The following is a 23957-nucleotide window of genomic DNA, read 5'->3' as shown; positions in this document are numbered from 1 at the left end:
GCTGAAAGATAAACAAAATCCCTATCTAGTGTAAGCCTCCGCGCGCTTTTGATGCGGAATTGTTAGTAAATCCTCGATTTTGTAGAAAAATAAATAAGAAGATTATAAGTAGACTACCTCAGGAAAACGCATAAGTTTTTACTGAAATCCTGTTTTAATCAAAAAGCATTTAATCTTTGGCGGCGCAAAAAAAAAGCTTCAGTGGTATACTGAAGCTTTTTGTAAGTAGTTATACAAATCCTAAATCTTCGAGCCTTTGTTTAATAACATATAATCTGCCAAAACCAATGCTGCCATTGCTTCAACAATAGGCACTGCACGCGGCACGACACAAGGATCGTGACGTCCTTTACCTTGCATTTCGGTAGCATTTCCTTCTTTATCAATAGTTGGTTGGTTTTGCATAATGGTCGCAACCGGTTTAAACGCTACTCGAAAATAAATATCCATCCCGTTACTGATTCCGCCTTGAATACCACCGCTCAGGTTAGTCTTTGTGCTTCCGTCGGCATTAAAAAGATCGTTGTGTTCGCTTCCGCGCATAGAAGCTCCGTGAAAACCGCTTCCGTATTCAAAACCTTTAACCGCGTTGATCGAAAGCATCGCTTTGCCCAGCTCAGCATGCAGTTTGTCAAAAACCGGTTCACCAAGACCAACAGGCACATTTTGAATCACGCACATCACGGTCCCGCCAATGGTATCTCCTGCTTTTCTAATTTCTTTGATCTTATCGATCATTTTTTCTGCGAAAGACTCATCGGGGCAACGCACAATATTTGATTCGATCTTGTCAAAATCCAATTGCTGATACGGCGTGGTCATGTGAATTTCTCCTACCGAATCAACAAACGCATTGATCTTAATGTCTTTTAAAAACTGCTTAGCGATAGCTCCTGCCGCTACTCTACTCGCAGTCTCCCGCGCTGAAGATCTTCCGCCGCCGCGATAATCACGTACACCATATTTCTGGTCGTAGGTATAATCTGCATGCGAAGGACGATAGGTATCTTTAATATGGCTGTAATCGTGTGACTTTTGATTGGTATTCACAATATTGAATCCAATAGGAGTTCCTGTAGTTTTCCCTTCAAAAATCCCTGAAAAGAAATTCACCGAATCTGGCTCTTTACGCTGGGTTACAATTTTAGATTGCCCCGGTTTGCGGCGTTCCATATCGCGATACACCAGATCCAGATCAATCTCGATCCCGGCCGGACAGCCGTCTATGATACCACCTATAGCTTCCCCGTGAGATTCTCCAAAAGTGGTAAGCGTAAATAATTTTCCAAAAGTATTACCTGCCATAACAAATTGTTGAGTGGCGAAAATAATGTGTTTTTGCCTAAAAGCCTTACCTAGAATGCGCTAATTGAAACTAAAAATCTTAAAAGACTAAAATTATTTAATAATCACATAAAGCTAGCGTAACAACTATGCTTGTAATTTGTTAAAAATCATATTCTTTGAAACGAAAAGTTGAACTCGTTATTCTTTCTGATGTGCATCTAGGTACTTACGGCGCGCACGCAAAAGAACTGGTAAGTTATCTACAAAGTATAAAACCTAAAACACTGGTTTTAAACGGAGATATTATCGACATCTGGCAGTTTAGAAAACGGTATTTCCCAAAATCCCATTTGCAAGTGATCAAAAAGATCATTTCGTTGGCTGCCAAGGGAACCAAAGTTTATTACATCACAGGAAATCACGACGAGAAACTGCGTAAATTCAGTCCGGTGGAATTTGGAAATATTTCTATTCTTGACAAGTTGGTTTTGAATTTAGACGGAAAAAAGGCTTGGATTTTTCACGGTGATGTGTTTGACGCTTCGATACAGCACACCAAGTGGATCGCCAAACTGGGCGGTTGGGGCTATGATTTTCTTATCATTCTCAACAGCTTTATCAATTGGTGTCTGGTAAGCTTAGGAAGACCGAAATATTCGCTATCTAAAAAAATCAAAAACAGCGTCAAAAAAGCCGTAAGCTTTATCACCGATTTTGAAGAAACCGCTGCCGAGCTCGCTATCGAGAACCATTTTGACTATGTGATCTGCGGACACATACACCAACCGCAAATGCGCAAGGTTGAAACACCACAAGGTGATTGCCTGTACCTCAATAGCGGGGATTGGATCGAAAATCTAACCGCATTAGAATATGATAAAGGCATCTGGTCTTTAATGGAATATGAAAAGCAAAACCTACCGGAAACGCAAGAGGATGAATCGGTAAATACCGAGATCGATCCTGTTGCGCTATTGGCCTCTATTAAAACTTTTTAATCCAAAATCTTCAGCTTTGCAAAACGCAACAAGAGTTTTTTAATTCCGCCGGTTTGAAATTGAATTTCTGCTTTTTGATCCTGCCCTGCTCCTTCTAGATTCAGCACCTGCCCACGACCAAAGCGGCTGTGTTCTACGTGCATTCCTTTCTGAAGTTTTCCGTTGAGTTCATCAGTTTGTGGCGCCGAAGCAGCTTGAGGGCGTAACTTTCTTAATTTACGCAGCTGCTCTTCAGAAGGTTTACCCATTATAGGCGGTGTCCCGCTCACCGGTTTTTTTAAGCGTAATTTACTCTTATCAGGTTCGCCAAAAATATCGCTATCAATCATCGGTTTGTAGCGATAGGTATCCATCGGCGTTTGGATATCTAAAAATTGCTCATCGATCTCTTCAATAAAACGGCTAGGTTCTGCATCTATAAGTTTTCCCCATCGGTATCTCGATTCGGTATACGTAAGATAGGCTTGTTTTTCTGCACGGGTTAGGGCCACATAAAACAGGCGACGCTCTTCTTCGAGTTCGCTACGCGTGTTCATACTCATTCCGCTAGGGAACAGATCTTCTTCCATCCCCACGATATATACGTATGGGAATTCTAGTCCTTTCGCCAAGTGAATCGTCATTAGCGAAACACGGTCAATATCATCAACTTCCTTATCCATATCTGTTGCCAAAGCAACATCTTCTAAGAATTCGGTTAAGCTTCCGGTAGCGTCTGCGATTTCCTTTTGCCCTTCGACAAAATCACGCATCCCGTTGAGTAATTCTTCAATATTCTCAATTCGCGCGATCCCTTCCGGTGTACCGTCTTTTTTGAGTTCTTGTAATAATCCGGTTTTACGCGCAACGGTTTCTGCAACTGCAAAAGCATCTTGATTTTCGCTCATAATTTTAAAGCTGTGAATCATATTCACAAAATTATAGAGCTTGTTTTTTGTGCTGTTGTTGATGTTGATATCCAGATGCTGAATATTCTCCATCACCTCAAAAATAGAACGGTTGTATTGTTTAGAAGCGATTGTCAGACGATCAAGTGTGGTCGCTCCAATTCCCCGGGCCGGATAGTTGATAACCCGCTTTAATGCTTCCTCATCATTAGGATTAATCAAAATGCGCAGATACGCCAGCACATCTTTAATTTCTTTACGCTGATAGAATGACAATCCTCCAAAAATACGATAGGGAATTTCGCGCTTACGCAAGGCATCTTCCATCGCACGCGATTGTGCATTGGTTCTGTACAAGATCGCAAAATCACTATGCTTGAGTTGCTGATTCATCTTGGTCTCAAAGATGTTACTTGCCACATAGCGACCTTCTTCCCCATCGGTCAAAGAGCGATGCACGACAATTTTAGGTCCAGGATCATTTGCGGTCCAAACCACCTTATCGAGTTTGGTCTGGTTGTGTTCAATAACCGAGTTTGCCGCTTCTACGATATTCTTTGTAGAGCGGTAATTTTGTTCCAGACGATATACCTGTACATCATCATAATCCCGTTGAAAATTGAGAATATTATTGATATTCGCTCCGCGGAAGGCGTAAATACTCTGTGAATCATCTCCTACCACACAAATATTTTGATAACGATCTGCAAGCGCTTTTACAATGAGATATTGAGAGTGATTCGTATCTTGATACTCATCTACCAAAATGTATTGAAAACGCTTTTGATACTTGGCTAAAACTTCAGGAAAACGCGCCAATAATTCATTGGTCCGAAGCAATAAATCATCAAAATCCATCGCTCCGGCTTTAAAACAGCGGTCTACATATTCTTTATAGATTTCTCCCAGGCGTGGTTTTTTAGCCATGGCATCGGCTTCCATCAATTCAGGATTTTGAAAATATGCCTTTACGGTGATCAAGCTGTTTTTGAAAGAAGAAATACGGCTATGAACCTGTTTGTATTTATAGACGTCTTTATCCAGCCCCATTTCTTTGATAATCGCCGAAATAAGACGCTGCGAATCCTGAGAGTCGTAAATCGTAAAGTTGGGCGGAAATCCTAGATGATGTCCTTCAATACGCAGAATCTTGGCAAAAACCGAGTGAAAAGTACCCATCCACAAGTTTTTAGCTTCGCTATTCCCAACTATAGTTCCGATACGGGATTTCATCTCCCGCGCCGCTTTGTTTGTAAACGTAAGCGATAAAATATTAAATGCGTCAACCCCTTGTTGCATCAAGTGTGCAATACGCATTGTAAGTACTCTCGTTTTTCCTGAACCCGCTCCGGCAATCACCATCATCGCACCCTCTTTTTGTAAAACCGGTGCGCGTTGTGCTTCATTTAATCCTTCTAAAAGTGCCTCCAAAACAATTATTTTTTTAAGTAAATATGTACCACATCAACGATTGAAACAGCGCCAAAACGCAACTGTAGTACTAAAAGGTGAAAATTAAGGAAACTTAATTTTTTATCAGAATACGAAACCGTTTAGTTATCAAGAATTTTTCGGCTGCCAGGCTTCCATTTATTCTGTCCTAATAATTTCTGTTATCAAATTGAATTTTTAACACAGTTACACGCAACGTTTTAAAAATGCTGTATCTAATTAACAACAATCAATCAAAAATGAACATTATGAAAAAAACTTACTTTTTTCTACTTCTCCTCTTAAGTATTTCCTTGAGCTCTTGTACCGAAGATGGTGCGCTCTCCGGTACAGAAGAAGCTTCTGCTGATGATGGTTTTGCATCTTCAGATACAGGAGGCGGTTCGTCTGGCGGAAGTAGTGGTGACGGCTCACAAGACAACTCAGGAATCGTTACTGCCGGTGAATGGAACGATCTTACCAATTGGAGTTTCTGGCAAAACCTGCTCAATCAAGAAGAAGCAGATACCTTCACAACAAACTGGAAATTCAACACTGCAAATCGGTTTTCATTTCAGCTTACTGATGCAAACAACCTTCCTGCCGTAGATATTTCAGTAAGTGTGCGGCAAGGCGCAACAATCATTTGGGAAGCAAAAACCGACAATCACGGAACTGCAGAACTTTGGGTTGATCTTAAAAATAGCAGTCAAAAGTCAACTGATGTTGCTACGTATAAATTTTATATCGGTAATGAGCAATTATTTTCTACGATCAAACCCTTTTCTGAAGGAGTAAACACTATAAAACTGAATACCAGCACACCGGTGTTTACCAAAGTAGATTTGGCTTTTATCGTAGATGCAACCGGATCTATGGGTGATGAAATGGAATTTCTAAAGGATGATCTCAAGCAGGTGATTCAAGATGTAAAAAACACTAATGGGAATTTACAAATCACTACAGGAACCGTTTTTTATCGGGATGTTGGCGATGACTATGTCGTTAAAAAATCTGACTTTACTTCGAGCTTAGAAAGCACCTTAGGCTTTATAAACGAACAGAAAGCAGAAGGGGGTGGCGATTTTCCAGAAGCGGTACATACCGCATTAAAAACAGGAATTTCAGAATTGCAATGGTCAACCGAAGCGCGTAGCAGAATTGCATTTCTATTGCTTGACGCACCACCGCACCAAGAGAATCAAATTATAGACGAGCTACATAACACTATAAAAACTGCTGCTAAAAAAGGAATTAAAATCATACCTATAGTTGCAAGTGGGATCAATAAAGAAACCGAATTCTTGATGCGTAATTTCAGTATTGCAACCAATGGAACTTATGTTTTTATTACCAATGACAGCGGTGTAGGTAATGACCATCTTGAACCTACTGTTGGTGAATATGAAGTTGAATATTTAAAAGATCTAATGGTGCGATTGATCAAAAAGTATTCTGAATAATTTTTTTAAGTTAGGGGATGAAAGGGTGTGTTTTTCTTTAAGTAGAAGACACACCTTTTTTATTTCAAATGAACTCGATAATCGAGATTGAATCCTTCCGAACTAATCTCGATTAAACATGTTTTACAAACGAAATTTCCGAAGGTTATCTTCGTTGTCAGACCGGCGTACTGAAGAAAATGTTCTTAAAATCAAAAGTTTCACCCTTTTCATTATCAATTTTGCATCGATTAAGCTTTTAATCGTAATAATTACAATTCGCCTCCATTTCGTTTTAGCTTCAGGCTCTTTTCAATATATTTAATCTTCGTTAAGATTTTTTTATGAACCTAAAGCGTCTCGTTTTCACCTCTATTATTTTGCTTTCAGCACTGCAATTGCAAGCTCAAAAGAAAATATCTGGGCCTTTGATTCACGAATATGGAGAGACCTTTACCGTACCTCAACCTGATCTTGAAGTAAACACTGAAGCCGAATACAAGGTTGTTTTTGACATTTCTCAAGCTCCAGAAGATCCTGCTGCATTGAACCCATATTTCAACACCGTCGCACGCTTTTTGAATATGCATGGTTATACTAAAGTTGATAAAGCACAACTCAAACCGGTGCTGGTCGTTCACGGCAGCGCAGCTTATGGTTTGCTGAAACATAAATTCTACAAAGAAAAGTTTGGCGTAGATAATCCCAATCTCGACTTACTGAACAAACTCCATGCACTTGATATTCCGGTGATCCTTTGTGGGCAAACCGCCGGAGCACGGGATATTTCGGTTGAAAAGCGGTGGGGAAAAACTCAAGTTGAGCTTTCAGCAATGACGGCACTTATTCACTACCAAAATCTCGATTACGCGCTAATTTCCTTTTAAATTTTAAATACTAACTATGAATAAACTACACACACTTCTTTTGCTGTCTCTAGGCGCTACCGCCTTTGCGCAGACTGCAGACCCCGAACTCATTGCAGCTGCAGAGGCTGTTGAATCTAAAGTCATCGACTGGCGTCACGACATTCACGAGCATCCTGAATTGAGTAATCGTGAATTTGAAACCGCTGCTAAAATCACCAAACACCTCAAATCCCTAGGTATCGAAGTACAAACCGAAGTTGCTAAAACCGGAGTGGTTGGTGTTTTAAAAGGTGATCACCCGGGAAAAGTGGTTGCCCTGCGCGCAGATATGGATGCACTTCCCGTTACCGAAAGAAATGACCTCCCTTTTAAAAGTGAAGTTACTACGACTTTTTTAGGCTCAGAAACCGGAGTGATGCACGCCTGTGGTCACGACACACATGTTGCCATTCTTATGGGAACTGCAGAAGTTTTAGCCCAAAACAAAGACAAAATTCACGGTACGGTCAAATTCATTTTCCAACCTGCTGAAGAAGGAGCACCTCCGGGAGAAGAAGGTGGAGCGGCACTTATGATCAAAGAAGGAGTTTTAAAAAGTCCGGATGTTGATGCGATTTTTGGATTGCACATCAACAGCGCGACGCCAGTAGGAACCATCGCGTATAAACCTGGTGGAACGATGGCAGCGGTTGAGCGTTTTGTGGTGAACATCAAAGGAAAACAAACCCACGGTTCCCAACCTTGGGGCGGTGTTGACCCTATTTATATCGCATCAAAGATCGTTGACGGATTTCAGTCGATCATCAGTAGAGAATCTAATCTGCTTGTAGAACCGGCAGTGATCACCGTTGGAAAAATCACATCCGGAGTTCGATTTAATATCATTCCTGAAAGTGCAGAACTTATAGGTACGGTGAGAACGCTTGATCCTGATATGCGCGAATTGATCATCAAGCGTATGACCGAAATGAGCGAAGGCCTCGCAAAAGCCTACGGCGGAAGCGCAACGATCGAGTTTCAGAGCAATACAGCGATCACTTATAACGACCTCGAACTTACCGCGCAAATGCTGCCTACGCTGCAGGAAGTTGCGGGAGAAGATCACGTGAAGTTGGTAAAAGCAACCACCGGTGGTGAAGACTTCAGTTATTTTCAAGAAGAAGTACCCGGATTTTTCTTTTTCCTTGGTGGAATGACCCCGGGAAATACCGAAGCTTATCCGCATCATACACCAGATTTCCAGATCGATGACGACGGAATGTTACTTGGAGTAAAAACCATGTCTCAATTGGTAGTTGATTATCTTAACGCGCAGTAAGTTTAGATAGGACTAGCAGTTTTCTGATATCGGAGTGATCTTACTCCAGGCTAGGCTAGGATTGTTAAACGCTGATGCCTAACACCTTTTTAAAATGCTTCAACATAAAAATGTTGAAGCATTTTTTTATCGAATTAGACTACCTCGGAGGCAAGCCACAGGATATTCAAGCCTTTGACGATCTCAATAACCTAAAGAAGTTCTAAATTTTACATCTACATCACGTTAAACCCTTTGGAAATAGTAAGTTTGAAGCCTGAATTTTTATACCAGATATGAGCGCGTTTTTTACCTTTTTAAGTCAGATTCCCTGGTGGGCTTGGGTCTTGATCATTTTACTAGTGATTGGTATTCGGGATGTATTCTTCAACAAGAAACACATCATCACCCACAACTTTCCCATTGTTGGGCATATTCGCTATATGCTTGAAAGTATAGGACCAGAATTGAGACAATATATCGTTGCGAATAACCGCGAAGAACTTCCATTTAACCGTATCGAGCGCGGCTGGATCTATGCATCTGCCAAGAATCAAAACAACTATGAAGGTTTTGGTACCTATCAAAATATCTATGAAGCCAATTACATTTTCATCAACAATGCGATGATGGGCTTTAAAGTTCCGCCGGAACATCCCAACGCCAAAAACCCCTATTTTTTACCTTGCGCAAAAGTTATGGGAGCTTACAACAAAAGACGCAAACCGTACCGACCAGCTTCAGCAATAAACGTCTCTGCGATGAGTTTTGGTTCGCTTTCTGCCAGAGCAATCGAGTCGCTTAACCGCGGCTGTAAACTTGCACATGCATATCATAATTGTGGTGAAGGAGGTCTTTCGCCTTATCACAAAAAAGGAGCTGACGTAATTTATCAGGTTGGAACGGGTTACTTTGGCGTTCGCGACGACCACGGAAATTTCTCTATGGAAAAAATGATCGCTTTGGTTGAGGCCAATCCCGAGATAAAAGCGATCGAGATCAAACTCTCTCAGGGTGCAAAACCAGGAAAAGGTGGCGTACTTCCGGCGTCAAAGATCACGAAAGAAATTTCTGAAATACGTCATGTGCCTATGGGTAAAGATGTGATTTCACCCGCAACACATACCGCTTTTGACGGTGTGGAAGGGCTGATTGAATTTGTTGAGCAAATCGCCGAAGCGACCGGACTTCCAGTAGGCATTAAAGCTGCTATAGGAAAACTGCAAGATTGGGAGAAGCTTGCACAATTGATGGTAAAGACCAACAAAGGACCCGATTTTATTCAGGTTGATGGTGGCGAGGGAGGAACCGGAGCCGCACCACCCAGTTTTGCCGATCACGTTTCGCTACCTTGGGTGTATGCCTTTAGTGATCTTTATAAAATTTTCAAAAAGCATCATCTTACAGACCGCATTGTTTTTATAGGAAGTGGAAAACTAGGCCTTCCTGCAAAAGGCGCCATGGCCTTTGCTATGGGAGCAGATGTAGTGAATGTTGCTCGTGAAGCCATGCTTTCTATTGGCTGTATTCAAGCCAAAGCCTGTCATAACAATACCTGCCCAAGTGGTGTAGCCACTCAAAACAAATGGCTTCAAGCCGGTATTAATGTTGAAGATAAAGCGGTACGAACTAACTTTTACTTTAAGAATTTCAGAAAAGAATTGCTTGAGATCACCCATGCTTGTGGCTATGAACATCCTTGCCAGTTGACAACTGAAGATGTTGACTTAACTTTAGGCGATAAAAACCTGAGTCAAACCCTCGCGGCCTGTTTTAGTTACCACAAAGTAGAAGTTCCCTTTGAAGGAATGTCTTCGCTCTTGAATTGTGACTACTTAGGCGGAGAATATGACAAAGAAACCGTGAAACGCGAGCACAGTCAGGTAAAACAATTTGAAGACGTACGTTATTAATTATGAATGATATTTTAGAAATTTTAATTCCGGTAGCTCCAGCGGTGGTAGTTGGACTTCTCGCCTATTACTTTTTTGACGGCTTTTTAAAAAACGAGAAAAATAGAAGGCGTTTTTTGATGCATAAAGAAGCTCAAGCAGCGTCGTTGCCTATACGTTTGCAAGCCTACGAGCGCCTTACCTTGCTTTTAGAGCGTATCTCTCCGTTGCAGTTGCTTATACGCGTAAAACCGACTACCGAAGACAAAAAAACGTATGTTGATTTATTAGCGGCTACAATCGAGCAGGAATTTGAGCACAATCTTACGCAGCAGGTCTATGTATCTAACGAATGTTGGGCCACCGTAAAATCATCAAAAAACACCTTGATTCAACACTTACGAAAAACCCTTGCCGATACACAGCTAGAGACCGCTCAGGATATTCGAGAATATATTTTAACAAATTTTGACGAGTCGCAAAACCCTACTTCTCTAGCTTTAGAGTATCTTAAGGCTGAAGTTCAAGAACTATTTGGCTAAAAAACGATGTTATGCGCAATCTACTTTTTATACTAGCTTCGGTTTTTCTTTTTAGTGCCTGCGAAAGCGAGCAAAAAGAAAGCAGCTCTATAAACCCGATCAATTGGGAAAAACGTCGCGCAACACTTCCTGAACAAGATAGCCTGCAAAAAGCAAAAACCTATTTAGGAATCTATTCTGAAATCTACAGTACTTCAGAACATCTCACTCATGATTTAACGGTAACCGTAAGCCTCCGTAACACCAGTGAAACCCAAGAACTCGTACTCACTAGCGGTTCGTATTATGACACTACCGGCAAGCTTATTCATACCTATTTTGATTTCCCTATTGCTTTAAAACCTTTAGAGACCGTAGAGATCATAATTGAAGAAGGTGATAAAACAGGAGGCACCGGCGGGAACTTTATTTTTAACTGGCTCGATGATCCCAACGTTACCGATCCTATTTTTGAAAGTATCATGATTTCAACCCGAGGAACTCAAGGACTTTCGTTTATCACACAAGGAAAGCGCATAGAATAGCTATTCTATAAAAAAAAATCAATAAAGCCTTTTCTAAAACTCCCCCTATATGAATCTAACCATCGAGAATATTGTCTTCGTTGGCTCTGTCTTACTTTTGATAAGTATTATTGTAGGTAAAACTTCCTATAAATTTGGTGTACCCACGCTTATCTTATTCTTAGGAATTGGGATGATCGCGGGTTCTGATGGTATTGGCGGTATTCAATTTGACAATCCGGAAATCGCACAATTTATCGGAATTGTATCGCTCAACTTCATACTTTTTTCCGGTGGATTAGATACGCATTGGTCTTCTGTAAAACCCATTCTGCGCGAAGGACTGGCGCTGTCTACAGTTGGCGTTCTGCTCACCGCCGTCTCTTTGGGTTGCTTTGTATTTTATATAACCGATTTTACGATTTATGAGAGCATGCTTCTCGGCTCGATAGTTTCCTCTACCGATGCTGCAGCGGTATTTTCAATACTACGTTCTAAAAGTTTAGCGCTCAAAACCAATTTACGCCCCACACTTGAACTGGAAAGTGGTAGTAATGACCCGATGGCCTACGTGCTTACCATCGCTTTTTTAACCTTAGTCATCAATCAAGATCAAGGTTTGGCTTCGGTGATCCCGATGCTTTTAACACAAATGATCGTAGGTGGAATTGCCGGTTTCCTCTTTGGGAAACTCAGTAAAATCACCATCAATAAAATTCAGTTGGGTTTTGAAGGTTTATACCCTGTATTGGTCATCTCGTTGATGTTCATCACCTTTTCTGCCACAGAATTCATCGGCGGAAACGGTTTTCTCGCGATCTATATTTGCGCTGTCTACCTGGGGAATCAAGACCTAATCCATAAGCAAACGATCTTAAAAATGTTTGACGGGCTGGCGTGGTTGATGCAAATCGTTTTGTTCCTTACGCTGGGCTTACTCGTATTTCCCACGCAAGTCATTCCTTATATCGGGATTGGTTTAATGATTTCTTTATTCCTCATTTTTATCGCGCGACCTGTTGGCGTTTTTATAAGTCTCGGATTTTTTAAAATGAAAATGCGTCGTAGATTTTACATCTCTTGGGTAGGCTTACGTGGTGCTGTGCCAATTGTTTTTGCAACGTACCCATTACTTGCCGGCATAGAGAAAGCCAATATGATCTTTAATATCGTGTTCTTTATTTCATTGACTTCGGTGTTGATCCAAGGCACCACCCTTTCGGTGGTGGCAAAATGGCTTAAAGTTGGTTTGCCCGAAGAAAGCAGTACGCAGCGCAATATGAATCATTTGATTTCAGAAATCCCAAAAACTGCGATGCGCGAGATTAAAATCAGTCAAAACTGTAAGGCTGCTGACACTAAAATCATTGACCTGGGCTTTCCTAAAAATGCGATTATCGCAATGATCAAGCGAAACGATAAGTTTTTAACTCCTAAAGGTTCTACGGTGATCCACGCAGGTGACACGCTGGTGGTTTTAAGTGAAGATGAAGAAGGGCTGGATGATGTGATCAAGTGCGTTAATTAATTGCTAATCCTTTCGCGCAGCACGCAACCCTTTTTTAGCTTCGGTATCTATAAAGAAACGAAGCTTATGAAACTCCTTTGCACGCTGCTTTTTGCAGGTCTACTTTTCATTTCCGGTTGTGATGCCACCTCGGCTTCTGCCGAAGAAAAAAACTGTACCGAAACCAAGACTGCCTGGGTTTCTCAGGTTTCAGGAGCGTCGACTGTAGCATTGGATGACGAACTCAAACTCGTAGTTTCATTTCCTGTGAACAACGGTTGTGGACAGTTTAATCAGTTTATCGAATCGGTAAATGGAAATGAAATCAGCATTGAAGTTGAAGCGATTTACGATACCTGTAGTATGTGTACGATGGATATCCCAACCCGTAAGGCTGATTATATTTTTCGCCCGAAAAAAGAAGGCAGCTATATTCTGAAATTTAAAACTTCAGCAACTGAAGTTATCACCAAAGAAATCACGGTAAACTAAGCTATTCGGTTTCCGGAAGTTCACGTAGTTTATTTTCCTGTGCGTGTTTGGCTTTCGCGGCAGCATAATCCCAGCCTTGTTGCCACCAATTACTCATCAATTTTTTATTAAAGATCAGGCTGTTTTCGGTAAGTTTTGACGGGGTATAATACAAATTGAGCGGCACATCTCTATTAATGGCTGCCAGTTTGCCTACGATCACATCGTGATATTCTACCTGATCCATCAAAAACCCGAAGAGATTTACCATCAATGAGAACGGGTTATTTCCCAGCACTTTGTTATACTCCATATTCTCAGACTCGAGAATAATGGCATCTACTTCGGTGGCTCCGCGACGTATGGCTTCGCGTATGGGAACGATGCATCCAAAACCTCCATCTGCATACTCAAAACCGTTTTTCTTCACCAGACTCATAAACGGGATGTAATTACAACTGATCCAAATCCATTCGCAGAAATCATCATATTCCCAATTGCGTATCGACTTGTATTCTACAGTGTTTTTAGTCAGGTTGGATACGGTTACCACCACATCTGTAGTTTGTTGCTTGATCTCCTCAAACTCGGCTCTAGAAAGATTTTTTTTTATGTTTTTAAGCAAGTTTTTGCTTTCCCCAAAGGTGCGTTTACGTCTTATAAATTGCCAAACCGTATTCCAGTAATTTATAGAAACGTACTCCCGATCTCCACGTTTTTTAATATTGAAAGGATTCACATTAAAAATCGTGTTTTGATTGACCTGCGTGTATACCTCGTAGGCACGTTTAATATTGTTATTTGCCAGTTGGGAGATTAAGAGACTTCCGGTAGATGTCCCTAAAAACAAGTCATATTTATGGCCTTGTTCTTCGATCAAATGCTGGGCCACACCGCCTGCATAAGCTCCTTTACTTCCTCCTCCTGAAATAACAAGTGCACGCATCAGCCTAATTTTTCAGCTAAAAGTTGCTTTTCCTTTTCTTCAGAAATATCGAGCTTCTTCAACTCTTTTCTGTAATGTTCAATTTTTGCAACCTCGTCTAATATTTGACGGCAGGTCTGTGCAAAACGCCAGTTGTGATGAAAACAAGCTTCTATGAGATTTTTTAAACTTTTGGGTTCAAAGAGCTGCAATTGATACAATTTTGTAAAGGCCTGCTCGCGGGTTTCAAAAGAATAGCGGTTCCCTGTAAAGCGCGTAAGTCTAAAAAAATGATCTCGCACATAAGCTTCTTCATAATCTAAAGTTGAAATCGCCAAGGCCAGCCAAAGGATCTCAACATTATGATTTGAAAAGCCCTGCACGCCTTTCATCTTATCTAAATATTGATGACGGTCTTTAGGAAAGGAAGTCCATAAATTCATCAAAGCCAATTCCCTCGTGATGTAGGAATCGTCGTTAAGCAAACGCTCATAATTTACTTTCATCGCAGCCGGCACTTTGCTCACTGTTTGTGCAATAGCCTGTCGCACCCAAGGATTATTGGTGTAAAAAGCACGCTCATAAATACGACCTGCCGCCGCTGGAGAAACATCTGCAAGCTGATAAATCGCTTCAGGCCCCGAATATTTATCGGGCAAAGCCAAAAGATTGAAGAGTTTCTGAGATTTTTGACCAAAAGATTGTTTGCGTAATTCTACCGTTCTTTTATACCGTTGAATCACCGGATAATCCTCTAGCGTAGCAATAGCATCCTCATAGTTGAACGCGACCGCTCTTAACCATTTCCATTCAAATTCCTGTAAATCAGATCCACTTGCAGCACGGGCTTCTGCCAGGAAATCTTCAGTATCTACATTACTGAATTTATGCTTTTGCAAATAACTTTTCACAGCAGTTTTAAAAGCTTCATCTCCAATTTCCTTACGCAACATATGCAACGCCCAGGCACCTTTTTGATAAAAGGTAAGGGAGCTGGCCTTGGGATTTAAAAGACTTTCCCCATTTCCTTTATCGCTCATTTCTTTTAATTGCATCGCCGACTGAAACAGCTTCCAGGCATATACTTCTTCGCCTAAAACTTCAGCTTCTGCTAGTAACGCGTAATAGGTTGCAAAACCTTCTTGCAACCAGTGATGCGTTCCGGAGGTTTCGGTTACATAATCGCCAAACCATTGATGCGCGAGTTCGTGCGCATTTACATTCACATAATTGCGATCTGTAAAACCAGTGCGGTCTACCATGTATGCATCACTAAAAATGGTTGCGGTGGTATTTTCCATACCGGCATAGAGAAAATCCTTTACCGGAATTTGCTTATAAACAGACCACGGATAAGGAACCCCTATTTCTTCTTCTAGAAAATCAAAGATATCATCAGAATATTTATAGGTGGTCATCACCTTTAGTGAATCTTCAGGGTAATAATACAGGTCAATAGGCACTCCCGATTCTGACAAACGTCTTTGCTTGCGATAATCCCCAAGAACGACAGCTACAAGGTAGCTTGACATCGGTTCTGACATCTCATAATGCCAGATGAATTTATCCTCAACTTCTTCCTTCTCCTTTAAAACCCCGTTAGCGACCACCTCTTGCCCGGGATAAGCAACGATCGAAAGATCAAACTCGATCTTATCGTTCATGTCGTCAATGCTTGGCAACCAGTTTGAAGTATACTTCCCCTGCCCTTGTGTCCAGATTTGCTGAAATCCGCCATTATTTACAAAGTACAAGGCTTTGTTAGGTTTTGCGGTATACTCCAGCATTAAGTTGTAGGTCTTTCCCTTGACAAAATTCTGAGTAAAAATAATACGGTTATCATCGGTATGGGTAGCGACAATTTTACCGTCTAAAACCGCTTCATACTTTGTGATGTTTTTGGCATCGAGGTAAATAAAGTCGGCATGGTCTTTCATTGTAAATTTCACCTCCATATCACCGCTTACGGTTCCTTCGGCAAAATTAAAATCAAGCAATGCGTATATGCGTTCAAAGTCAACCGTTTCGGTTTGTTGGGCGTATGTGGTACTTATCAAAAATGCTGCGATAAGCGAAAAAATCAATCTCATAAAATCAATCTAATGAATAGGCTGCCAAATTAAGGATTTGAATTTAAAACTGCTCGTTTTAAGTGTATCGAATACGAGAATAAAATAATTGGGTTTTATATCTTCGTTTTTTATGAGCAGCAAACTTCAAACTCCTATAGATTACCTCAAAGGTGTAGGCCCCAATCGGGCCAATTTGCTGCGTTCAGAATTGGGCATTCACACCTATCAAGATCTGCTTAACCTCTTTCCCAACCGCTATATTGACAAAACACAGTATTACACGATTAGTCAGTTGCAACCTACCAGTGCCGATGTACAGATCATTGGCAAAGTCACGCACATCAAAACCGCAGGGGAAGGAAGATCAAAACGACTCGTTGCCACCTTTATCGATCAAACCGGCGCTATGGAACTGGTTTGGTTTAAAGGACTGAAATGGATTAGAGAAAGCCTGAAAATAAATGTGCCTTATGTCGCCTTTGGAAAAGTGCAGCGTTTTGGCAGCTCCTACTCGATCGCGCACCCCGATCTGGAACTGCTTGAAGAACATAAAAAAGGCTTGCGCATCGCAATGCAACCGGTTTATCCTTCTACTGAAAAACTAAGCAATAGAGGCATTACCAACCGTGTGATGAATGGTCTGATGCAAACCCTGTTTCAGGAAGTTCATAAAAGTATTGAAGAATCGCTTTCAGAATCAATACGGAATGCGCTGAAACTGATTCCGCGTCGCGAAGCTTACCTCAATATTCACTTTCCGCAGCAGCAAGAAACACTGGCTAAAGCACAGTTTAGACTCAAATTTGAAGAGCTTTTTTTTATTCAATTGCAGCTTTTAGTTAAAAACCAACTGCATAAGCAAAAGATTAAAGGCTATGCATTTGAAGCCATCGGTGACTATTTTACCACCTTTTATAACGAGCACCTACCTTTTGAACTTACCGGGGCTCAAAAGCGCGTAGTAAAGGAAATCCGTAACGATCTGGGAAAACCCGCACAGATGAATCGCCTGCTTCAGGGAGATGTGGGAAGCGGTAAAACCATCGTCGCGTTGATGACTATGCTGATCGCGCTTGACAATAACTTTCAAGCCTGTCTTATGGCGCCTACTGAAATTCTGGCCATTCAGCATTTTCAGGGAATCAGTGAATTATGTGAAAAACTAGATCTGAAAATCGCGCTGCTCACCGGTTCGTCAAAAACCAAAGAACGCCGGGAAATTCATCAGAGTCTGGAAGATGGTAGCCTGCATATTTTAATAGGGACGCACGCGTTGCTGGAAGACAAAGTAAAGTTCAAAAATCTGGGACTTGCCGTTATTGATGAGCAACACCGCTTTGGAGTGGCGCAGCGCAGCAAACTTTGGCATAAAAATGAGCTGCCGCCGCATATATTGATTATGACTGCAACGCCTATACCGCGTACGCTGGCGATGAGTGTTTATGGTGATCTGGATGTTTCGGTGATAGACGAGTTACCTCCGGGAAGAAAAGCCATTAAAACCGTGCATCGCTACGACAACAACCGTTTAAAGGTTTTCGGTTTTATACGTGATGAGATCAAAAAAGGCCGACAGATCTATGTGGTCTACCCACTTATTCAAGAAAGCGAGGCGCTGGATTACAAAGACCTGATGGATGGCTATGAAAGTATCGCGAGAGAATTCCCGATGCCCGATTATCAAATCTCGATCGTACACGGACAAATGAAACCTGCTGATAAAGACTATGAGATGAATCGCTTTGTGAATGGTGAAACACAAATTATGGTCGCGACTACCGTGATCGAGGTAGGCGTGAATGTGCCTAATGCCTCGGTGATGATCATTGAAAGTGCCGAGCGGTTTGGCTTATCTCAATTGCATCAGCTACGTGGGCGTGTGGGGCGCGGTGCAGACCAGAGTTACTGTATATTAATGACCGGCCATAAACTTTCTGAAGATTCAAAAACCCGCCTGCAAACCATGACGCAAACCAACGACGGTTTTGAAATCGCAGAGGTTGACTTAAAGCTTCGCGGTCCCGGAGACATTATGGGAACGCAACAAAGTGGCGTGCTCAATCTAAAAATCGCTGATATTGTAAAGGATAACGAAGTCATGAAAATTGCGCGGAATTATGCATCAGCCCTATTGAAAGAAGATCCGCAACTGGCGCAACCTGAAAACTTACCCGTACGTAAGACCTATGCTCAGGTAATGAAATTTAAAAATATTTGGAATTATATATCCTGATTTCAATGTTAAAAACTAATGGTTTTAAGTCGTGATTAACCTCAAGTATTTGATTAAAAAAGCAGCGTAAATAGTATATTTGCGCTTTCAAAAATAGAAGCATGCAGATTAGCTACAACTGGTTAAAACAGTTTATAAATATTGATTGGGATGCCGAAAAAACCGGCAATTTATTGACAGACTTAGGTCTTGAGGTTGAAGGAATAGAACCTTTTCAAAGTGTAAAAGGTGGTCTTAAAGGCATTGTGGTAGGTCACGTATTGACTTGTGTAAAACACCCTAACGCAGACCGTCTAAAACTCACCACTGTTGATCTGGGCGATGGAGAACCTGTACAAATTGTATGCGGAGCTCCTAATGTTGATGCCGGTCAAAAAGTTCCTGTAGCAACCGTAGGTACCACGCTTTATGATGATAAGGGAGAACCTTGGAAAATCAAAAAAGGTAAAATACGCGGCGAGGTAAGCAACGGAATGATCTGTGCCGAAGATGAACTCGGTCTTGGCGAAAGTCATGATGGTATTATGATTCTCGAAGAAGATTTAAAACCGGGTACTCCGCTTGCTGAAATTTTTGAGATCGAGGACGATATTGTTTTTGAAATTGGTCTGACACCTAACCGATCTGATGCGATGAGCCATATGGGTACTGCGCGAGATCTACGTGCAGGTCTCATTCAATCTGGGGTACATCCTGAGTTCATAACCCCGTCAACCAGTTCGTTTAGAATTGACAACCGAATGCAAAAAATTAGCGTTCAGGTATTAAATAATGAAAAAGCGCCACGCTATTGTGGAATCACGCTAAGCGGTCTTACTATAAAAGAATCTCCGGCGTGGATTCAAAACAGACTTAAGGCCATCGGGCTTACCCCAAAAAATAACGTGGTAGATATCACCAATTATGTTTTGCACGAATTGGGTCAGCCGCTTCACGCCTTTGATATGGCTAAGATCGCCGGTAAAGAAATCAATGTTAAAACCGTTGCAGCAGGAACCAAATTCACTACTCTTGATGGTATTGAACGCGAACTGCACGAAGAAGACTTGATGATTTGTGATGCTGAAAAACCACTTTGTATCGCAGGAGTTTTTGGTGGGGAAAACAGCGGCGTGACCGAAGGTACTACTTCGATCTTCTTAGAAAGTGCGTACTTTGATCCTGTAAGCGTTAGAAAAACAGCCAAGCGCCACGGCTTGAATACAGATGCGTCTTTTAGATTTGAGCGAGGGATCGATCCTAATATCACCGAGTATGCTTTAATACGCGCGGTACTTCTAATTCAAGAATGTGCAGGAGGCGAAGTCACCAGCGATGTTGTTGATTTTTATCCTAAAAAGATCGAAGATCATCAGGTAGTTCTCAATTTTGATCGCGCAGAAAAACTTATTGGTGAAGCTATCCCCAAAGAGACGATTAAATCGATCTTGTCTTCTCTGGATATCAAGATCAATAACATCACCGAGTCTGGCATTGGGATGACGATTCCCGCTTATCGTAATGATGTAACTCGTGAAGTAGATGTTATCGAAGAGATCTTACGCGTTTACGGATACAATAAAATTCAGTTTAAGTCAAAGCTTAATGCTTCAGTTTCTAAAAGCAGCCGCTTTGCAGATCATAAAATTCAGCAGGTTACCGGAAATTTATTGGCGTCTTTAGGCTTCAATGAAATCCTAAATAACTCGCTTACCACACCGGTTTATGCATCGCTTAATGACGCGTTCAAAGAAGATTATAATGTAACGATGCTCAACCCGCTGAGTACCGATCTTTCGGTAATGCGCCAGTCATTGTTATTTTCGGGACTTGAAGTTGTTGCGTTTAACAGCAACCGCCGTCAGCCTGATTTAAAACTGTTTGAATTCGGAAAAAGCTATCACAATTTCCCGGGTGGTCGTGAAGAGCATAAGCATTTAACCCTGCTTTTAAGCGGAAAACAAAATGCTGAAAACTGGTTTCAGCAACAACAAAACACCACTTTTTTCAATTTAAAAGGAAATGTTGAAGCTGTACTTTCTCGTTTAGGCATTGCTCAATGGAAGGTTAAGCCACTCAAAGACGCTCAATTTTCTGAAGGTTTAGAATATAGCGTTCAGAAAAAACAAGTGGTTTCTTTTGGCCTAGTCTCTAAAGCCATTCGTAACCACTTTGATATCGAACAAGAAGTGTTATATGCAGATTTTAACTGGGATACTATTTTAGATTTGGTTCAGCAGAACAAAATCAAGTTTGCTCCAATTCCTAAAAACCCTGCTGTGCGTCGCGACTTTGCGCTACTTCTGGATCAAGAGGTTACTTTTGATCAGATCTATCAAGAAGCATATATGGTGGAGAAAAAACTCCTTAAAAACGTAGCGCTGTTTGATGTGTATGAAGGTGAAAATCTTCCGGAAGGCAAAAAGAGTTATGCGGTGAGTTTTACACTTCAGGACGAACACAAAACCCTGACCGATAAAGAAATTGACAAAATCATGAACAAGCTGCAGCAGCGCTTTGAGAAAAGCCTGAATGCTGAACTGCGCTAGATTTTTAGCATTTACCATATTGTGCGTTAGTCTTCAAATAGTTAACTTTAAAACTCAAAAAGAGGAATGATGCTGTTAAAAAGAACTAATATTCACGAGAAATTACTTCGTGAACAACTTCACAATACCAATGCCGGAGATTCTAAAGTCATAAACTGGGTTAATCAATTTCTTAAAAACACGCCTTCTAGCAATGCGCGTATTTTAGATCAGCTGAAGCAAAATTCAAGTGAGCAACTTCCAAATGTATTGGATTTTGACAAACTTGACACAGCTCGTATATTTCATGAAAAGAGCATCAAAAAAATCTGTGTAGATTACAGACTTCGGTTTTTAGATACGCATTTTTTCAAAGGAACCTATCCACAGGAAGCCCTTGATGAAATTAAACACCTAGAGGAAGAACATGAGACCGCGCTTTCTAATTTTAAAATTATGGCGCCTTCAAAAATGTTTGTGCTAAGCAGAACCGACGACCCCTTACTTTTTGCTCCAATGGGAAATGGTTATTATTATCTCATTCACAAATGGGGTAAGGATTTACATCCCTTGCGCAAATTGATGATGTGGCCGTTTAAAACTTTTGAAACCTTAGTATTTACCATTATGCTTTCGAGTATTTTGGCAACACTACTAGTTCCAGATGGGCTATTTGCTCCCGAGCAAAGTTTTAGTCAAGACGTGATGGTCTTCTTTTTTATGTTCAAATCTATTGCGGCAATCGTAATTTACTATGGTTTTGCACTAGGTAAAAACTTCAACACCGCCATATGGAAGTGTCAATACGATAAAGCTCAATGATTAAAGATTCTAAATACGAGCGCGTGTATACCGGCTCTGAAATCAACGTCAATCATCTCAAAAATAAACTGGATGAAGCCGGTATTAATAGTGTAATTCGTAATGATCACGAGAGTGCGATACGCGCCGGTTTTGGCAGTAATTATGATCGTGGTGTTTTATTATTTGTAGAAAAAGCTAACTTATTAAGAGCCAAACATATTATCGAAAAAACAACTTCAGAACCCAAGTTCACCGATGCTGAACTTGAGGAACAAGCTACACAAACCCGCATACTTACAGACCGTCAAAACACAGAGCGTGCAGGAGAACGGCCACTTATTCAAAAAGAAGAAAAACCCAAACGGTCTTTTTTTAATCTTGCTCTTAACGCAGGATTACTCATTTACTCACTGTGGCGACTCTACCCGCTTACACAAGGAGAAGACCTGCCTGCCTATCGCATTGCTCTGAGCAGTTTTATCGCTGTTTTTTGTGCATTTACGCTGGCTAGACATTTTATGAGAAAGTAAATACAATCAGTATAAAACAAAAAAATCCGTGGCTCACACCACGGATTTTTTCGTTTTATACATTCGCTCAACCTATGCTTCTACAGCATACATTTGCTCGCGTTGTTCTTTTATTTTAGGATCGTTCATATAATCATCAAAAGTTAAATAACGGTCTATCGCACCCTTTGGAGTCAACTCCACAATACGATTCCCTACGGTTTGTGCAAACTCGTGGTCACTTGTGGTCAATAAAATGGTTCCTTTAAAATTCTTCAGACTGTTGTTTATCGCAGTGATCGATTCCAGATCCAAGTGGTTTGTAGGTTCATCAAACATCAACACATTTGCGCGCTGCATCATCATTCTACTTAGCATACATCGTACTTTTTCTCCTCCGGAAAGTACATTTGATGTTTTCAAAGCTTCTTCACCAGAGAAAATCATTTTCCCTAGAAAGCCTCTCAAATACACCTCTTCACGCTCTTGCTCAGTTTTTGCATATTGACGCAACCAATCTACCAAGGTTAATTCATTATCAAAATACTCTTGATTGTCTACCGGAAGGTACGACTGATTGGTAGTTACTCCCCATTCAAATTTCCCTTCTAGCGCGTTTTGCTTTCCGTTTAGGATCTCATAAAAAGCTGTGGTTGCTCTACTGTCTTTAGAATACACCACCACCTTATCGCCTTTAGCAAGGTTAAGATTTACGTTTTTGAACAATATTTCACCGTCAATTGAAGACGCTAATTTTTCAATATTTAAAATCTGATCTCCGGCTTCACGCTCGCGTTCAAAAATAATGGCAGGATATCTACGGCTCGACGGCTTGATCTCATTTACATTAAGCTTGTCGATCATTTTCTTACGCGAAGTTGCCTGTTTACTTTTTGCTACGTTCGCACTGAAACGACGGATGAACTCTTCAAGCTCTTTCTTCTTTTCTTCGGCCTTTTTGTTTTGCTGTGCGCGCTGACGTGCTGCTAACTGAGACGACTCATACCAAAACGTATAGTTTCCGCTGAAATGAGAAATTTTCCCAAAGTCAATATCTGAAATATGGGTACAAACCGCATCTAAGAAGTGACGGTCGTGAGAAACTACGATGACGCAGTTTTCATAATTGGCTAAGAAATTCTCTAACCAATTGATGGTTTCATAATCCAGGTCGTTAGTAGGCTCATCCATAATCAACACATCGGGATTACCGAATAAGGCCTGAGCAAGTAAGACGCGTACTTTTTGCTTACCATCAAGATCTTTAACAAGACTGTAGTGCAAATCTTCTGCGATACCCAAATTAGATAGTAATGCTGCTGCGTCACTATCTGCGTTCCAACCGTTCATTTCTTCAAACTCTACCTGAAGTTCACCTATGCGCTCTGCATTCTCATCAGAATAATCGGCATACAAGGCATCAATTTCGCTCTTGATCTTAAACAACGGCTTGTTACCCATAAGCACCGTCTCAAGTACCGTGTGCTCGTCGTATGCATAGTGATCCTGTTCTAATACAGACATGCGTTTTCCCGGTTCCAGATGTACGTGACCGCTGGTAGGTTCTTCCTTTCCTGAGATTATTTTTAAAAATGTAGATTTTCCTGCACCGTTTGCCCCAATAATTCCGTAGCAATTGCCCTGAGTAAACGATACGTTAACCTCGTCAAACAGAACGCGTTTTCCAAACTGTACAGATAAATTTGATACTGATAACATATGCTTAAAGCCTGATTTTATAGTGATTTGCAAAAGTACAGCTATTCAACTAAAAGAAGAAA

General features: G+C 41.0%; 18 protein-coding genes. 13 read left to right on the top strand and 5 right to left on the bottom strand.

Going from position 1 to position 23957, the window contains the following annotated elements; all coding sequences use genetic code 11:
• Nucleotides 1–240: 240 nt before the first annotated feature.
• Complete coding sequence (aroC, locus tag MED217_RS06085) at nt 241–1305, bottom strand: chorismate synthase (RefSeq protein ID WP_009779611.1); 1065 nt, start codon at nt 1303–1305, stop codon at nt 241–243.
• 158 nt (nt 1306–1463) lie between these two features.
• Here aroC and MED217_RS06080 point away from each other — a divergent pair, with 158 nt between their 5' ends.
• Entirely contained in the window at nt 1464–2285 is an 822-nt protein-coding gene (locus tag MED217_RS06080; protein ID WP_009779610.1) for a UDP-2,3-diacylglucosamine diphosphatase, read from the top strand.
• Here the strand turns inward: MED217_RS06080 and MED217_RS06075 are convergent.
• On the bottom strand, nt 2282–4603 hold the full coding sequence (locus MED217_RS06075) for an ATP-dependent helicase (protein WP_009779609.1): 2322 nt from the start codon (nt 4601–4603) through the stop codon (nt 2282–2284). The genes MED217_RS06080 and MED217_RS06075 overlap by 4 nt on opposite strands.
• A 269-nt stretch (nt 4604–4872) precedes the next feature.
• Between MED217_RS06075 and MED217_RS06070 the strand changes: the two genes are divergently transcribed.
• The 8 genes from MED217_RS06070 to MED217_RS18485 all read left to right on the top strand — a co-directional run bounded on the left by MED217_RS06070 (nt 4873) and on the right by MED217_RS18485 (nt 13147).
• Nucleotides 4873–6066, top strand: a complete 1194-nt coding sequence (locus MED217_RS06070) for a vWA domain-containing protein (protein ID WP_009779608.1) — start codon at nt 4873–4875, stop codon at nt 6064–6066.
• Between the two features lie 323 nt (nt 6067–6389).
• The gene (locus tag MED217_RS06065; protein ID WP_009779607.1) at nt 6390–6932 is read left to right on the top strand and encodes a DsrE family protein; all 543 of its coding nucleotides are present in this window, start codon (nt 6390–6392) and stop codon (nt 6930–6932) included.
• A gap of 16 nt (nt 6933–6948) precedes the next feature.
• Nucleotides 6949–8232, top strand: a complete 1284-nt coding sequence (locus MED217_RS06060) for an amidohydrolase (RefSeq protein WP_009779606.1) — start codon at nt 6949–6951, stop codon at nt 8230–8232.
• Nucleotides 8233–8507: 275 nt separating this feature from the next.
• A complete protein-coding gene (locus tag MED217_RS06055; RefSeq protein WP_009779605.1) occupies nt 8508–10124 on the top strand; it encodes an FMN-binding glutamate synthase family protein in 1617 nt (538 codons plus the stop codon).
• A 2-nt stretch (nt 10125–10126) separates the two neighbouring features.
• The gene (locus MED217_RS06050) at nt 10127–10645 is read left to right on the top strand and encodes a DUF7935 family protein (RefSeq protein ID WP_009779604.1); all 519 of its coding nucleotides are present in this window, start codon (nt 10127–10129) and stop codon (nt 10643–10645) included.
• An 11-nt stretch (nt 10646–10656) separates the two neighbouring features.
• Nucleotides 10657–11169: a DUF3124 domain-containing protein gene (locus MED217_RS06045; protein WP_009779603.1), complete on the top strand. Its 513-nt coding sequence runs from the start codon at nt 10657–10659 to the stop codon at nt 11167–11169.
• Between the two features lie 49 nt (nt 11170–11218).
• The gene (locus tag MED217_RS06040) at nt 11219–12676 is read left to right on the top strand and encodes a potassium/proton antiporter (RefSeq protein ID WP_009779602.1); all 1458 of its coding nucleotides are present in this window, start codon (nt 11219–11221) and stop codon (nt 12674–12676) included.
• 66 nt (nt 12677–12742) lie between these two features.
• Complete coding sequence (locus MED217_RS18485) at nt 12743–13147, top strand: hypothetical protein (protein ID WP_154648915.1); 405 nt, start codon at nt 12743–12745, stop codon at nt 13145–13147.
• A gap of 1 nt (nt 13148) precedes the next feature.
• Here the strand turns inward: MED217_RS18485 and MED217_RS06030 are convergent, their stop codons facing one another.
• A complete protein-coding gene (locus tag MED217_RS06030; RefSeq protein WP_009779600.1) occupies nt 13149–14072 on the bottom strand; it encodes a patatin-like phospholipase family protein in 924 nt (307 codons plus the stop codon).
• Nucleotides 14072–16141, bottom strand: a complete 2070-nt coding sequence (locus MED217_RS06025) for a M1 family metallopeptidase (RefSeq protein WP_009779599.1) — start codon at nt 16139–16141, stop codon at nt 14072–14074. The genes MED217_RS06030 and MED217_RS06025 overlap by 1 nt, the downstream gene beginning before the upstream one ends.
• 112 nt (nt 16142–16253) lie before the next feature.
• Between MED217_RS06025 and recG the strand changes: the two genes are divergently transcribed.
• From recG to MED217_RS18725, 4 genes are all read left to right on the top strand, one after another.
• A complete protein-coding gene (gene recG / locus MED217_RS06020; RefSeq protein ID WP_009779598.1) occupies nt 16254–18356 on the top strand; it encodes an ATP-dependent DNA helicase RecG in 2103 nt (700 codons plus the stop codon).
• A gap of 101 nt (nt 18357–18457) precedes the next feature.
• Nucleotides 18458–20884 carry a phenylalanine--tRNA ligase subunit beta gene (gene pheT, locus MED217_RS06015; RefSeq protein ID WP_009779597.1) on the top strand — a complete coding sequence of 809 codons (2427 nt, stop codon included), beginning with the start codon at nt 18458–18460 and terminating at the stop codon, nt 20882–20884.
• Nucleotides 20885–20950: 66 nt separating this feature from the next.
• Nucleotides 20951–21685, top strand: coding sequence for a hypothetical protein (locus MED217_RS06010; RefSeq protein ID WP_009779596.1), 735 nt, complete (start codon nt 20951–20953; stop codon nt 21683–21685).
• Nucleotides 21682–22197 carry a DUF2007 domain-containing protein gene (locus tag MED217_RS18725; RefSeq protein ID WP_009779595.1) on the top strand — a complete coding sequence of 172 codons (516 nt, stop codon included), beginning with the start codon at nt 21682–21684 and terminating at the stop codon, nt 22195–22197. Before MED217_RS06010 ends, MED217_RS18725 begins: the two co-directional genes overlap by 4 nt.
• A 72-nt stretch (nt 22198–22269) precedes the next feature.
• Here the strand turns inward: MED217_RS18725 and MED217_RS06000 are convergent, their stop codons facing one another.
• Entirely contained in the window at nt 22270–23895 is a 1626-nt protein-coding gene (locus MED217_RS06000; RefSeq protein WP_009779594.1) for an ABC-F family ATP-binding cassette domain-containing protein, read from the bottom strand.
• Between the last annotated feature and the right edge of the window lie 62 nt (nt 23896–23957).

Origin of the sequence: Leeuwenhoekiella blandensis MED217, assembly GCF_000152985.1 — a bacterium.
In the GTDB taxonomy this organism is placed as follows: Bacteria; Bacteroidota; Bacteroidia; order Flavobacteriales; family Flavobacteriaceae; genus Leeuwenhoekiella; species Leeuwenhoekiella blandensis.
This window is presented reverse-complemented; position numbering and strand designations above follow the sequence as displayed.

Coding starts and splice junctions, on each gene's coding strand:
- MED217_RS18725 (WP_009779595.1), top strand. CDS start 21,682: ATGATTAAAGATTCTAAATACGAGCGCGTGTATACCGGCTCTGAAATC.
- MED217_RS06055 (WP_009779605.1), top strand. CDS start 8,508: ATGAGCGCGTTTTTTACCTTTTTAAGTCAGATTCCCTGGTGGGCTTGG.
- MED217_RS06065 (WP_009779607.1), top strand. CDS start 6,390: ATGAACCTAAAGCGTCTCGTTTTCACCTCTATTATTTTGCTTTCAGCA.
- MED217_RS06060 (WP_009779606.1), top strand. CDS start 6,949: ATGAATAAACTACACACACTTCTTTTGCTGTCTCTAGGCGCTACCGCC.
- MED217_RS06025 (WP_009779599.1), bottom strand. CDS start 16,141: ATGAGATTGATTTTTTCGCTTATCGCAGCATTTTTGATAAGTACCACA.
- MED217_RS06000 (WP_009779594.1), bottom strand. CDS start 23,895: ATGTTATCAGTATCAAATTTATCTGTACAGTTTGGAAAACGCGTTCTG.
- MED217_RS06040 (WP_009779602.1), top strand. CDS start 11,219: ATGAATCTAACCATCGAGAATATTGTCTTCGTTGGCTCTGTCTTACTT.
- recG (WP_009779598.1), top strand. CDS start 16,254: ATGAGCAGCAAACTTCAAACTCCTATAGATTACCTCAAAGGTGTAGGC.
- MED217_RS06070 (WP_009779608.1), top strand. CDS start 4,873: ATGAAAAAAACTTACTTTTTTCTACTTCTCCTCTTAAGTATTTCCTTG.
- pheT (WP_009779597.1), top strand. CDS start 18,458: ATGCAGATTAGCTACAACTGGTTAAAACAGTTTATAAATATTGATTGG.
- MED217_RS06010 (WP_009779596.1), top strand. CDS start 20,951: ATGATGCTGTTAAAAAGAACTAATATTCACGAGAAATTACTTCGTGAA.
- MED217_RS18485 (WP_154648915.1), top strand. CDS start 12,743: ATGAAACTCCTTTGCACGCTGCTTTTTGCAGGTCTACTTTTCATTTCC.
- MED217_RS06030 (WP_009779600.1), bottom strand. CDS start 14,072: ATGCGTGCACTTGTTATTTCAGGAGGAGGAAGTAAAGGAGCTTATGCA.
- MED217_RS06050 (WP_009779604.1), top strand. CDS start 10,127: ATGAATGATATTTTAGAAATTTTAATTCCGGTAGCTCCAGCGGTGGTA.
- aroC (WP_009779611.1), bottom strand. CDS start 1,305: ATGGCAGGTAATACTTTTGGAAAATTATTTACGCTTACCACTTTTGGA.
- MED217_RS06045 (WP_009779603.1), top strand. CDS start 10,657: ATGCGCAATCTACTTTTTATACTAGCTTCGGTTTTTCTTTTTAGTGCC.